The organism is Novosphingobium cyanobacteriorum (genome assembly GCF_029436685.1).
GTDB lineage: Bacteria > Pseudomonadota > Alphaproteobacteria > Sphingomonadales > Sphingomonadaceae > Novosphingobium > Novosphingobium cyanobacteriorum.
Map to the genome: position 1 here is coordinate 17200 of NZ_JAROCY010000009.1, position 13868 is coordinate 31067.

Annotated in this window: 10 protein-coding genes; 7 read left to right on the forward strand and 3 right to left on the reverse strand. The window is 61.0% G+C overall.

Annotation, left to right across the window (positions count from 1 at the left end; genetic code table 11):
- Positions 1–50 precede the first annotated feature (50 nt).
- Entirely contained in the window at positions 51–248 is a 198-nt protein-coding gene (locus POM99_RS10720; RefSeq protein WP_277277598.1) for a hypothetical protein, read from the forward strand.
- 61 nt (positions 249–309) lie between these two features.
- Here POM99_RS10720 and POM99_RS10725 read toward each other — a convergent pair whose 3' ends face one another.
- From POM99_RS10725 to POM99_RS10735, 3 genes are all read right to left on the reverse strand, one after another.
- Positions 310–951 carry a hypothetical protein gene (locus POM99_RS10725; protein ID WP_277277600.1) on the reverse strand — a complete coding sequence of 214 codons (642 nt, stop codon included), beginning with the start codon at positions 949–951 and terminating at the stop codon, positions 310–312.
- Positions 952–1660: 709 nt separating this feature from the next.
- Positions 1661–4108 (reverse strand): calcium-binding protein, encoded by a 2448-nt coding sequence (locus tag POM99_RS10730; RefSeq protein WP_277277603.1) that lies wholly within the window; start codon positions 4106–4108, stop codon positions 1661–1663.
- Positions 4109–4255: 147 nt separating this feature from the next.
- Complete coding sequence (locus tag POM99_RS10735) at positions 4256–5362, reverse strand: helix-turn-helix transcriptional regulator (protein ID WP_277277605.1); 1107 nt, start codon at positions 5360–5362, stop codon at positions 4256–4258.
- A 973-nt stretch (positions 5363–6335) separates the two neighbouring features.
- On the opposite strand from POM99_RS10735, the gene POM99_RS10740 reads away from it, so the two are divergent.
- The 6 genes from POM99_RS10740 (at position 6336) to POM99_RS10765 (ending at position 13782) form a co-directional block, all read left to right on the forward strand.
- The gene (locus tag POM99_RS10740; protein WP_277277607.1) at positions 6336–6902 is read left to right on the forward strand and encodes an RNA polymerase sigma factor; all 567 of its coding nucleotides are present in this window, start codon (positions 6336–6338) and stop codon (positions 6900–6902) included.
- Entirely contained in the window at positions 6899–7879 is a 981-nt protein-coding gene (locus POM99_RS10745; protein ID WP_277277609.1) for a FecR family protein, read from the forward strand. The genes POM99_RS10740 and POM99_RS10745 overlap by 4 nt, the downstream gene beginning before the upstream one ends.
- A gap of 733 nt (positions 7880–8612) precedes the next feature.
- A complete protein-coding gene (locus tag POM99_RS10750; RefSeq protein WP_277277611.1) occupies positions 8613–8963 on the forward strand; it encodes an antitoxin Xre/MbcA/ParS toxin-binding domain-containing protein in 351 nt (116 codons plus the stop codon).
- Positions 8964–8967: 4 nt separating this feature from the next.
- On the forward strand, positions 8968–9462 hold the full coding sequence (locus POM99_RS10755; protein ID WP_277277613.1) for an RES family NAD+ phosphorylase: 495 nt from the start codon (positions 8968–8970) through the stop codon (positions 9460–9462).
- Between the two features lie 956 nt (positions 9463–10418).
- Positions 10419–10652 (forward strand): hypothetical protein, encoded by a 234-nt coding sequence (locus POM99_RS10760; RefSeq protein WP_277277615.1) that lies wholly within the window; start codon positions 10419–10421, stop codon positions 10650–10652.
- 187 nt (positions 10653–10839) lie between these two features.
- Complete coding sequence (locus POM99_RS10765) at positions 10840–13782, forward strand: TonB-dependent receptor (RefSeq protein ID WP_277277617.1); 2943 nt, start codon at positions 10840–10842, stop codon at positions 13780–13782.
- The last annotated feature ends 86 nt before the right edge of the window (positions 13783–13868 follow it).

The window sequence follows — 13868 nt, forward strand, 5'->3', positions numbered from 1 at the left end:
ATCAATCGCCGCTTTGGCTGAAAGTGTCGGGACGAGGTGCGAGCTCGTTCATGCGGGCACTGGCGGACAGAGATAATCTCGACCGATTTCTTGATATTGCTGGATTTTCAGGAGCCGTGATGACCTTGGAGCATGGTATCCATGACCAGGTGACGATCGACCTGAACGGTGACCTCAGGTCCGATCTTGTCATCCATGTCCAAACCGTAGACGGCATGCCCCCCTCGACGGCTGATCTCATCGTGTAGCAGTCCGACTATCCTTCTTGCATGCCGGGACCCGCCTTCCGCCCTCGTGGCGGCCATGCAGTCAAGGAGAGGCGGCCTGCCGCACGAAGCGCAGCTCGCTCGCACCACGGTGCATTCTCAGCTCGTTGGGCAACAAGTCAACCGCAATGCCCGTGAAGTCGATAACACCAAGGTCATTGGGAACAAGAACAACGCGGATCGCGCAAGGATCGCTACAGTCGAGAGGAAAACGAGGCGATTCCAGGTGGTAAACGGGCTCGGACAGCTCGATCCAGCGCGGTGTCCGGCGCTCCTCTGCAGGCAACCCCCAACCCTGTTCCTGCGTGTATCCAGCGATCGGCTCGCCAGCACCGAACCCGACGAGAATGTCCACGCCCGCTATGCCGCGACCATTTGGCCAGGTGACTTGCACCATTGGCGAACCGGGGGTTCGGGCGCTGCTTGAGACAAGCCGAAAGACCGGCGCGACGGGCTTTGGCTGCGTCGTCAAGTCAACCTGGCGGTCACGGCGCAGCCAGCTTCCTTCGGCGCGCTCGTCCAATGCGCCATAGGCAAGAATGTACGCAAACCGCCCATCGGCGCGCAACTGCAGCTCGCCTGCCGCGTCGGGCATTCCTTCGAGCCGATAAGTGCCAGCGATTTCGTCAGGCGGTGTGCCCGCTGCGAGCAAAAGGGAGCCAAGCAATGCCAGCAAGACGCGCATGCTATCATCATGCTCCCCTGCACACGAATGGGCCAGTCCAAAGTGTCGCCGAGCGCGCAGGCACAGCCGATGCTCAACCCGGTCGGTGCCCAACCTTGCAGGGATTTTAAGGACCCGGTGCCGATCGGCGATCTCGCAGGGAACAGGCCCAGTGCCCTGCATCAATCGGACAAGAATCCTAGCCGGACACGTGTGCCCGGACGCCTCGTCATTCGGGATCGATCCAACCAGATCAGGGGGAACGTCAAGGCGAACCTTTCGCGGATTGTCTGAACTTGCGACAAGGGGGCACCGGCGCCGGCTCGGCGATACCATAGTGCTGGCGGCTGGGTCGACGCAGGCTTGGCTGGTCGCGCCCGCAAGGCCGTGGGCGTGGATTGTTGTTGCCAAACCATTCGGCTCTCAACCGCCGCAGCACCCAATCGGTCGCATGGCCTCGTTCGGGCAGCCACCATCTCGTGCTTGAACGCACTGCACAATCCGGCCCCTTCCGTGGTGTCCGCCTGCGCCTGAAGGTCGGCTGAAGCCTGTCAAAGCGGGCGCAACCTGGCGGTCACTTGAACTGGTCCTCGATCAGAAGCTCCCCAAGTGCTGGGGCATTGCTGGGCGGATCGTGACAAGGTGCGGCTTTGGGCTATCGCGCTGCGAGATCTGACCGGCCGGGCGGGAAGGGGGGCGATTGGCCCCCGGGCCTCAGGCCTATACGCCCCTAGATCAGCACAAAGTCCGCCGCGTCCAGGACGGGTCTGGTCGACAGCAGGGCAATCTGGACCTGACTCTGGCCGCCGACGCCATCAGCATCGTAGTACAATGCACCCGTGGCCTGGTTGTAGATCAAATGCTGTGTGGCCGCGGCAGCGGCAGTGCCAAGGGCGAAGGCATTTGCCGATATGCCCCCAGGAGCGCTGCCGGAAAAAGCGGTGAAAACGCTCCGGCTCAGGGCGATTTCGTCGATTCCGTGCTCGAAATCCTTGATCGTGTCCTTGCTCGCGGAAGATTCCAGGGTATCGAAACCGAACAGGTCCGCATCTCCACCGCCAGTCAGGTTGTCGGCTCCCAGCCCCCCCCAAAGACTGTCAGTACCTAGACCACCCGAGATGATGTCCTTGCCAGCGAGACCCCAAAGATGGTTGGCCCCGGCGTTGCCGATGACGGTGTTGGCCAAGGCATTGCCAGTCCCATCCAGATCGCCTGCACCCGTCAGGGTCAGCTTCTCGAGATTGTCTGCGAGGATGAAGGCAATCGAAGCCTTGACCGTGTCCGTCCCTGCGCCGGCGCTTTCGCTGACGACATCGCCTGGATCGTCCACCACGTAGGTGTCATTGCCCATGCCGCCGAACAATGCATCTGCCCCGCCCTTGCCATCCAGCGTGTCATTCCCGTCGAGGCCATAAAGGTGATTGGCGCCCGCGTTGCCGGTAAGAGAGTTGGCGAGTGCGTTGCCGGTTCCTTCGAGACTGTCACCACCCGTCAGCACGAGCTTCTCGACATTCTCGCCCAAGATGTAGCTGAAGCCGACGTTTACGGTATCGGTTCCTTCATCGGCCTTCTCGGCGACAACATCGTAAAGGGTATCCACCGTGTAGGTGTCATTTCCCTTGCCACCAACCATCAAATCGGCACCAGCCTTGCCGTCGATCTTGTCGTTGCCATCCATGCCTTCCATGCGATTGTTCGCATCGTTGCCGGTCAACGTGTCTGCAAAGGCCGAACCGACCAGATTCTCGATCGAAACGAGCTTGTCGACGCCTGCTGCAGAACCGGTGTTCTGCAGGCCTGTCAGAAGCAGGCTGACCTTCACCGCTCCTGCTGCATCGTCGTAGACTGCGGTGTCGCTGCCCACGCCTCCATCAAGCGTATCGTTGCCGGCGCCGCCATTCAGCCTGTCGTTCCCGGCAAGGCCGTTGAGCACGTCGCTACCTGCCAGGCCGTTCAGGACATCATCAAATGCGGTGCCATTGAGTTTGTCGTTGCCCGAGCTGCCGCTGATTATGGAAAGATTGAAAGCTTGCGCACTGACCGCCCAGCCATCCTCGCTATTGCCGATGAACTGCGAGACGTAGCCACCGCCCGAAAGGCCGACGAGATGGACATTTCGTTGAATATCGGCAGGCGATATCTCGAAGGACGTCCCAAGCGGTGCTCCGTCCGCTGCGATCTTCTGCCCCATGATCGACGAACCATCAGGCGCAATCCAGGAAACCACGAGCTCTCCGGCACCGTTGAGCGCTATATCCGCGTTGGAGAGCTGACCGGATGAGTGGGTCGTGACAAGTGTAGGGCTGTTACGGGCAGCGCCTGCGGCATTGAACGTCTGGACATAGATCGAGGATTCCCCGTTCTGGCGCCATGCCAGCCATTCGACAGCGAAGCCGCCGTCGGGCAGGGCCACTATTCCATCATGCCAGAACGTGGCCCCGAATTCGGTGGAGTGATCAATGGTGACAACCGCTCCGCCATTCTTGAAATCGCGGTCGTAGATCTGCAGCTTGAAGGATGCTTCGTTGATGGGAGCGACGATCGTTTCAGACCAGCCAACAACCACGCGCCCGTCAGCCAGCTGGGCGACCTCGGGGAAGCTGACATCCGTTGCCTCGCTGAGATTGAGAAGCTCGATGCCTGGACCGAGATTCGCCCCAGTCTGGTCGAGATGCTGCGCGATCAGACCCTGTCCGCGCCCGACAACGAAATCTTCGGAGACAATCCAGAACGAGCCATCCGCTGCAGGAAGGATCCGGGGAGATTCGCTGGAAGGAAAGCTGTCTGAGTAAGTGGCCACTGGGAACGTGCCGCCCAGCGCTTGTCCGGTGCTGTCGAAGGTCCGGGCCAGTACCCCGTTCCCATTGAAGCCGGCATAGTTCTGATCCCACGCCACGACGAAGTGGCCGTCAGCAAGGCCCGACACGGCGACATTCGATTTTGCCGAGTAAGGGACATTGCCCGGCCCCTGGTCGACGATTATCTCAGCACCGACCGGTGTACCGAAACTGTCGAAGCGTTGTGCACGAACCGCCGCCGTGTAGCCGTCATTGCTGTCGATCCAGACAACCACATAGCCCCCGTCGGCCAGGGCGGCGATCTCACCTTCTTGTTCGGAATGCGGTCCATCGAGATCGGCATTATGCCACTCGGATCCGGACTTGACGATGGCAGTCATGACAGTTCTCCCGTTCCAGACCGATGGCTTGCGCCGTTTGGGGCCTCGCGCGACGTTCGATGCGCAAAGCCGTGCCTGCGAGGTCGTTGTGATGCGGGATAGGCCAACAGGCCGAATGCGCCATACTCAGATGGGTAGAAACCGGCTCTATCCATCAAGATTCTGAATCAAGCGAACCAGAGCTGTCTGATTTCTTACATCGGCTTTGCTGAGAATCCGCCGCATATGTACACGGGCTGTCGAATACGTTTGCTGGGACTGATTCGCTGCCATGCGTAGGTCCAGATCATTTTCGTAGAATGCTTTCAGTAATCTTGACTCCGTCGGGGTCAGGACGAAAAGGCTATCGGCCTTTTGGAGTGCTGTTCGAGGATACTTGAGGGGGCGCTCTACAATATGAACAACGGTTCTTGCCGCGAAATGCTGCAAATAAGTCTCGGTTCGGGGGAGGTAATCGATAGTCAATATCCAGTCAGGGTTGCCTGATGGGCGAGGTACGGCGAGCACGCTTCCTCCGCCCAGCGGGGAGTCAATCGCCATGGCATTGGCGATCGTCACGGCAATGCGATTGGAATCTTCTTGTCTGGTGCCATGAAGGCGTCTTCCAGTAGACCTCAAACCGTCGTTTTCGGCCAGGACTGCCTCTGCCCCTTCATTTTGCGCAATTATGAGACCACGGGGGTCAAGAAGCAACGTCGGCATCTTCTCGTACGAGGTCATTGGGGGACGCACCGCAAGCAGCGTTGCTCGTTCGATATGCCGAAACAGCAGGCGCAACAGGTCCAGCTGCTCAGGTTCGAAACAACTCCTGGTGTTCGGCAGGTTGATGGATATGCCCAACGTCAGGTGTTCGTTTGGCGCAGTGTAGCAAACGGCGTTATGTCCAGACCCGAGCTGCCCGGCGACAAAATGCATGTATGGATCATCCTGCAAGGATCGACCGAGCCTGGACAAGGCATCGCGGCTTTCTGCGAAGCCGGCGCTCGGGTTCCGCGCTGCGTAGGTCAGCAGCGGATCGTTCTGAAATTGATGCTCTCGATACTCCTCGACACCGTCAAGAAACTGACCGCTGTCCACGCCGAAGAATTCTGCCTTGGAATAACATTTGGACGCCAGGTCAACGGCTGAAAAGACAATGTAGCGACTTCCGGTCCGGGTCCGGATCTGTTCCAGGACTCGCCGCCATGCACGTTCGTCATGTGGTGATTTATAGATTTCCTCGATCAGGCGAGATAGTCCCTCGTCAAAGGTCATGTCAGCCAGCCAATCCAAGTGTTCAATGCGGGACGTCCGTATTGGATACTGGAAAAGGCAAAGACATGCGCTGAGGATTTTCCATACCCAACTGGGTAGTGTTCCTTGGCAAGCCTAAAGGGAACTGGCGGTCGCTGTGCACGCTGCACGCGCCGCCGACGACATCTGCCTGGCAATGCTACTGTCCAGAGTTGATCGAGCGTAGTCAGGTCGGACCTGCTGCCTGGTGGGCCTTGCATCGCTGGTGCCGATCTTCTTCCTCGGCGCCGGCTTTGGCAAAGTCATCACCCGACCACCCGGGGCTCGATGACGAAGCCGGGACTGCGCCCTGTTACGACGACGTCAGCCACACAGCTTCGTGCTTTCGACATTATCCTTGATACAGGGGCGTTGGGTCTTCTTGCTCCTGAGTCTGGCGGGCGCTGCGATCGGCACGCTTGTGCCAGGCCGAGCACGGGGGTGGCAGGTGCCGGAACAGCAAGGCATTGACTTGCCTCATGGGGCTACGTCCTTGTTCGGCTCATGCCGACCGAGCTGCGTCGGGCAGGATGACGTTGCGGCCAAGCCGCATGGTCGTCGCCCTCGTGACGCCTGAATGACGTCCCATTTTGGCGCTACGGTGCCTCACGATCCGGCAAGTCGAGCAGCATCGCTTGGAGGCAAAGGCACGATGGCAGGGATTATAATTGCAGAAGAAACCAGTTTGGAGGTGATTGAAGCGCTTGCGCGTACAAACGCAGGTTGCGGCAGCGGCAAGATTGACCTAACTTTTCAATGTGTGGGCGTTGCCCTGCACCGAGGCCTGAGAACCTCGTGTTGAGTGCGGACTTCCCTTGCCGTTTTCCGACGGCCGGATCGCCAATGTGCATGTCCAAGCCCGAAAGGGCCAAAGACATTGGCGCACGTCTCAATCGTGTTCTCAGGATCCGGCTCATTGCCGGGGGACCTCGTCCACGAAGGCCCTGGCATCTTCATGACGCAATCGACCAGTCCGACATCGAGCCTGCAGGAACAATCGGGAGAGGCACTTGTCGCATGCGCGGCTGCGTCCATACCGGATCTGGAAACGCTTTATCGCGAACACAGGTTGCCGTTGCTCCGGCGCCTAGTACGCAAGGCCGGGATCGAACGAGCAGAAGACCTCGTCCAGCAGGTATTCCTGCGACTTGTCCGCCGCGAATCCCGGGAAGCACCGATCGAAGCGCCCGCCGGCTATCTTGCCGCAGCAGCAGCCAACGCGTTGCGCGATCTGGAGCGTTCCGCGCGCCGTAGTGAAACTGCGCATCATGTCCCGCTTGACGAAGAAGATCCGGCTGGAATCGATCCAGTTCGCCATCTCGAGGCTCGCGATCGCCTGATGCGGATCGACAACGCACTGGCCAGAATGAAGCCGTTGACCCGTGAGATCTTCCTTGCCCGCAGGCTGGATGGCTATAGCTATGCCGAAATCGCGCAGAAGACAGGGCTGAGCGTGCGAGGGGTCGAGAAACAGATGGCGCGGGCACTTGTCCAGCTGAGCCGGTTCAGGAGCGACGCATGACGGGGCGTAAGTCAGTGCCCGTTGCCATTCGCGAGGAAGCCGCACAGTGGTTCGCCCGCAATGAGGCTCTCGAAGGTGCCGCCCCTAGCCGAGCCTTTGAGGAATGGCTTGCGCGCGACCTGCGCCACCGACTTGCCTATGCTGAAATCGAGCGCGATTGGCACGAGAGCCTTGCGCTCGCCCAGTCTGCCCATGGCCGCCAGCGCCAGTTGACGCCGGCCCCGTTACTGATGCGTCGCAGCACCCACTTCACGATGGCAACGCTCGCCTGCTTTGCTCTGGTCGGACTTATCTCGGTTCACTTCTCCAACCATATTCCGCTCGTGGGGATCGGCGGCCCGGTCGAGGCCCGCACATTTGATACGGCCCCTGGTCGGCAACATTCCTGGCGGCTGGCCGATGGTTCGATGCTCACTCTGGCAGAATCAAGTCACGCGCGCAGCAGTTTCGATGCAAGCGCAAGGCGCGTCGAGATTCTTGCCGGTAGCGCAAGGCTCGAAGTGGCCGAAGGGGATGAAAGGCCGCTTGAAGTTCGTGCGGGCGCACTGGTCGCCCGCACGAAGCACGCGACGCTCGACGTTGCTGCTGCGCCCGGAGCGGCACGTATCCGGGTCCTGAGCGGTAAAGTGAAAGGCGAAAGCCCTGATGCGCCATCGCATGACCTCGGACCGGGCGAAGAGCTGGGTGCTGCATCCCAATCTGGCCCGGCCGCCAGTGCTGTTGCGGTGCCGACCAACCAAATGCTTTCAGGGAATGGACTTACCTTGGGGCGGGCCGTCGCCCTGCTCAATGCACGGAATTCTGTGCAGTTGCGCCTTGGCGATCCCGGTCTCGACCATTTTATGCTCGCCGGCGCATTTCGTAGTGATGATCCAGAAGAGTTCGCAAGGGCCGTCGCGATTGCTGCGGGTCTCGATGTCGTACGGGAAAGCAATGGTGTCCTGCTCCTCTTGCTGCACAAGAGGAGCAACGGATAACGAAACACCAAGCAGGACATCCGCGTCTGCAGGCACCAGTTTCATGGACAAGAATTCGCCATGATGGGCTCAGGTGTTCGAATCACGCAAGCGACACCGCCTGCTTCAAGGTGCTTTCCCCAAGAAAATCTTTAGCTCGCTACCAATGGATGTTAGCCTTGATGTGCCAATTTTGCGTGCTTAAAGCGCTTTCGATCAGTTTGCGGTACTAGACTAAGTCGCACCCACGATGGCCTTGCTGATGAACCTTCTTGGGTCTGCGCTTTACCGACGGCAGCGAACACCGCGAAGTCCGGGTCAACAAGCGCGAGAACAAAATCGGACTGCGAACTCCTGCCGAGCTCGGGGCCTAACGTATCTCCCGGCTGATGGAGCGGCGCTTCGAGGTCATTCGCCCCGCCCGAAGGATCAAGATATCGTCCCGGCAGCCCACTAGCGGGGGCCGCTTCCATGACTCCTGCCGGCCTCGATCCACGCCTTCATGTCCTTGGCGTGCGGGGAATGCCGAACGCGTCGCCATAAGGATGAGCGCGAAAACCGATACGATCCATGCCGTGCTTGGAAACCGGCAACACGTTTCAGCCCTTCTGTGTCATGTCTGCGGGAGAGAGCCCGTCCGGTGCGATCGAGCTGCAAGTTGCCGTGCTGCGACAAACACCGGTGCCCGCCATGCGGTCACTTGAATGCCGCAAAAAATGACGCTATACCACGTCAGAATTCATGGAGATTTGTGATGGCGATTGAGAACTACGCCGACAATGGCGCATTCGCTCCGCGCAAGATCGTCCATGCGCTGCGCACCACCAGCGACGAACTCGCTCGCTCGCTCGGCCTCGGCAAGGACGCTATCCAGCGCAAGGACCGGATCGCTTCCGATCGTACCCAGCGCCGCCTTCGCCAGATGGTCGAGGTGCTCAACAAGGTCGAACCGCGCTTCGGGTCGGCCTTGCTGGCCTATGCCTGGTACCGCTCCGAGCCGCTGCCGGGCTTCTCGGGCCAGACCGCAATGCAGCTGGTGCAGAGCAACCGGGCCGATGACGTGCTGACCTTTATCGACGCCGTCGACGCCGGCATTAACGCCTAGGCGCATGCACTTCACCGGGCTGCTCTACCGCGCCCTCAATCCGGTCTGGTCCTGCGAACCGCTCTCGGGGAAGGGGGCTGCCCGATTTGGCGGACGGTTCAATTGCAGCGGACGACCGGCGCTCTATACTTCGCTCGCGCCCGAGACGGCGCTGCGCGAGGCCAATCAGGTCGGCACGTTGCAGCCGACAACCCTGGTGGCCTATCAGGCCGACATCGGGCCCTTGCTGGATGGTCGCGACACAGCCGCGCTTCAGCCTTTCGGCATGGCACCAGAGGAGCTCGCCGACCCTTCGTGGCGTGACCGGATGTTCTCAGGACGGCCCGTGCCGACGCAGGATCTGGCCGAGGCGGCGATTGCGCAAGGCTTTGTCGGCATAGTCGTGCCGAGCTACGCCCGCGGCGCTCCTGCTGAAGCTATCAACCTCGTCCTGTGGGATTGGGCAAAGCGCATCACGTTCGTAGATGACGACGACCGACTTGGCTTGCGCGCTCCCTGATTTCTGCCAGCGAGTCCGGTAAGCTGATGCCTGCCTAGCTTTCGATCCAGCCGCCAAGCGAGGGACCAAGATACCACGAGGGGCCCTCGACGAAGTCGGCCGGGCGTGGCGGAACGGGCCCGTCGGGTTCACTCAAGACATAGGAATTGCCCTGCGGTACAGGCCGCTTGCCTGAGCGTGGGAGATGCCCCCACATCTGCTAACGAGGACGCATGATATCGAGCAGCCATTCAAGAACATCCAGCATTTGGACGATGCCGCGCCCGACCAGCGGTTAGTATAGGTAGGGCTGATAGTCGTCGTACTGGCACGGCAGCACCTCGTCGTATTGTTCAAGGCATTGGGCGTGTCCTGGAAAACCCCTGCAGCATCACAGCCAGCCGAAGCCACCGCACTTCGCCTATTTCTGTGCGAAGTCGGCCACCGCCTGCCTGGTCCTGGCGATTGGACGCCTCGGCCAACCGCTGCCGGGTCGTGTACCGGCGTGATCCAGTGGCTTTGGCGATGAGATGACGCGACGATGGAAGGAAAGCCGGATTTCAGATCTACGACCGTCTTTCCTGTCAGCGATTCCTGCGCCGGGGAGGGGCAGATGGCAAGATGCCGAAAACATCTTGACGGTCGGGCTGTTCGGTCAGCTTGGTGAAGGCCGAAGCAATTGACAAGCTCTTTGCCCGTTCGGTGCCGGGCTGACCGGCACCGAAACACAAATGTAGGCAAGCTGACGATCAAGGATGGCCTACTCTTCGAAAACCGGCAGGTGAGGGCGGCCAAGACCCAACAGAAGGATCGTCATGCGCGCTGGAGCGTGGAGGATGCCAAAGCAAAATGACGTAAGGCACCACTGCCAAGGCCTGCAAGTCAGCCGGCTCGGACCACGCGATGTCGTTACGGAAACCACATAGGCATAGATTGGGGGCAAGTGCATCTCCGAGATTGAGAGGGCAACGCTGCCCATGACCATGACGGGGACTTTGCGCCACGTTTTCCCGGCTGGTGAAAGGGTGGGCGAGCTCCGCATCGGTCGATCCACTCCGCCATTTGCACTTCAGCTTCAGCACAATCGTGATCCATTGCACATCGGGTTTGCCTCGTTCTCCAAACATCGGACTCATACGATGCTCATGAAGCTGGCACGGGCGGTCGCCGAGACCTCATTCGGGCGTGCGGCGATCGTGCGGATCGGTTGAGAACGACCGATCCGAGCGAGGAAAGAGGAAAGCGGGCTTTTGAATTCATGCGACCGGAGCGGCTTGCCGCCCCGGCGTCCGGCCCCCTTTCGCGAACCTTCCCGTGCAAAAAGATGTCGGGGGTTTGGTGCGGCCGGCGTCTTCAGCTCCAGAAAGCCCCCACGCGAGGGCAATCAGGGAGGTCTCCATGTTGTCACGTTCTCGTTTGCCTTCGTTTGTTGCTGTGCTGCTTGCAGGTGTCATCATACCCTGTGCTGCAAATGCACAGGCCGCGACCGAACACCGGATGGCCATCGCTTTGCCTGAACAACCTTTGGCCGCAGCTCTTGCGCAATTGTCTCTCCGGACCGGGGTAACTGTGCTCGCAAGCGCTGATGTGACGGCCGGAAAGACCGCGCCTGCGATCGCTGGAACGCTCACACCCGAACAAGCAATCCGGCTGCTGCTGGTCGGCACAGGACTTGAGGCAATCCGCAGTGGTGCTGGCTTCGCGGTCCGGAACTCCCAGTATGGCGGGCAGGTTGATGAACGGGCACAGGCCGCTCCGGTCCTGGACGAGATTCTGGTCACCGGTACGCGCATCCGCGGTGCCGCACCTGCCGGTGCCAACGTAATCGCCATCACGCGAACCGACATCGTCCACAGTGGCCTTGCGACAACGCAGGACGTCGTCGCTGCAATTCCCCAAAACTTCGGGGGCGGTGCGAACGAGGGGACCCTGGGCTTTACCCAGCGCAACGGAGCCACGGCGAACATCGGTGTCGGCGCAAGCGTGAATCTTCGCGGGCTTGGAGCAAGTTCGACGCTGACTCTTGTTGAAGGCAACCGCCTGGCCCTTGGTGCGGGTGCCAGCTTCGTCGATCTCTCGCTTATCCCCGCGAGCGCGATCGAACAGATCGAGGTGCTGGCCGATGGGACATCGGCCATCTATGGTTCTGACGCCGTGGCCGGGGTCGTCAATCTCCGCCTTCGTCGGTCATTCGAAGGCGCCGAAACCAGCGTTCGCTCGGGGCTCGCGAACGGCTTTACGGAGTTCCAGGCCAGTCAGATTGCTGCCGCGAAATGGTCGCGAGGCCGGATCATGGTCGCATACGAGTATTACACGCGGGGGCGCCTGGGCTCGGAAGACCGGACTTATGCCAGTGAGGACCTGCGCCCATTCGGCGGACCGGACTACCGCCAGCCCTATGCCAATCCCGGTACCATCATCGCTGCGGACGGATCGGTCTGGGGCATCCCGCAAGGGCAGGATGGAAAGGCGCTGACGCCGGAAAAACTCCTGCCCGGTGAACGGCGCTTGGGCGATGGCCGGATTGGTACTGACCTCCTGCCCCGAACTCGCCGCCATGCCGGCGTCATCGCGCTTGCACAGGACCTGTCCCACGACGTTACCCTTCGTCTTGACGGATTTGCGGCCGACCGCAGATCGGAACAACGCTACTTTGCGCTGAACGCGCCCGTGACTGTGACGTCAGCCAATCCTTACTACGTCGATCCGATCGGCACTGGCGAGCCGGTGAGCGTATTCTACGATTTCCGGAAGGATCTGGGCGCGCCGCTCAACAAGGCCCATGTCAAGAACTGGGCTGTATCGGGTGCGATCCAGGCACGCAGTGGCAGTTGGCGGGGCGAGTTGTGGGCCAACCTCGGCATCCAGCACGAGGAGCTGCGCGCCCTGAACGTGGTCAACAGCGCTCGTCTCGCGGTGGCTCTTGCGCAAGGCGACGCTGGCCGCGCATTCAACATGTTCGGCGATGGCTCGCATAGTCCGGCCGCCGTGATCGACGCCGTGCGGGGCTCGGCGATCTCCCGCGACCGTTCCCGCCAGATTGGCACGGGATTCAAGGTTGATGGTCCGCTCTGGAGCTTGCCAGGCGGCCCACTCGCGCTCGCTGCCGGCGTCGAATTCCGATCGGAGGCGTTCGGGGCTTCCAGCATCTACGACGACTATGCCCTAGAGCCAGTCTCGTCCGGCGATCGCGGCTATCCGCTCGGGCGCCGGGTCGTGGCGGGGTACGCCGAACTGCGTGCGCCGCTGGTGGCGCCGGAGCAGGGCATTGGAGGGATCCGGCGTCTCGATGTCTCGATCGCCGGCAGGATCGAACACTATTCGGATTTCGGGACAACCGCCAATCCCAAGGTCGGACTGACATACGAACCATTCTGGGGCATTGCGCTGCGCGGATCGTGGGGCACTTCGTTTCGCGCACCGGGGTTTTACGATACTCGTCAGGGTCCCGGCCTTAGCCAGATCGTGCCCCTGCCACTCGCCGACCCGAGCGCTTCTGGCGGGTCCAGCAACGTCGTTGCCCTGTTCGGCAACAACCCGGCCATGGGACCCGAGCGGGCGCGAACATTCACTGCGGGTGTGGATGTCCGGCCGCCGGCGCTGCCCGGCTTGTCGCTGAGCATGACGTGGTTCGACATTGGCTATCGCGACCGTATCGCCAATCCGGCTGCCGATGCCTTTACCTTCCTTGTCCAGCGCCAGCGCTATGCTTCGCTGATCGCAGCGGCGCCGTCACCTGCAACTCTCGAGGCGCTCTACACAGCCCCGGACTTCTTCAATCCATTCGGCATTCCGGCATCTGCAATCTCCTACGTGATCGATGCGCGCAACGCCAATCTTGCACGCCAGCACCTCGACGGCATGGACTTCGACCTTGGATATCGCACCGCGCTTCCGCGCGGCTCGATCAGTCTGGGTCTTTCCGGCACATGGCTATTCCATATCACGCAACAGCTCACCCGCAGCGCGCCTGCGGTCGAGGCGCTGGGCACGATCGGTAACCCGGTACGATACCGGCTGCGCGGGCGTCTTGCTGCGGATCGCGACGGCTTCGGTCTGGCAGTCTTTCTCAATCATGGCGCGGGCTATCGCAACACGGCGGTAGACCCGGTTGAACGGGTAGCCGGCTGGACCACGCTCGACCTTCAGGCAAGCAAGGCGTTCGGCCTGGAGACCGGCGGTCTTTCCGGCACACGCCTGTCACTCAGCGTGACCAACCTGTTCGATCAGGACCCGCCTTACGTCAACAATCGCACGCCCTATTCGGCTGTCGGCTTCGATCCCGAGCAGGCAAGTGCCGCCGGGAGAGTCATCGCCGTGCAATTGGTCAAGTCATGGTGAGCCGCTGGTTGCCAGCCCTGCTGGCGCTTGCCACGGTCTCGTCCCCGCTCCCGGCCCACGCCGGGGGTGGGGACGGGATACGCGCC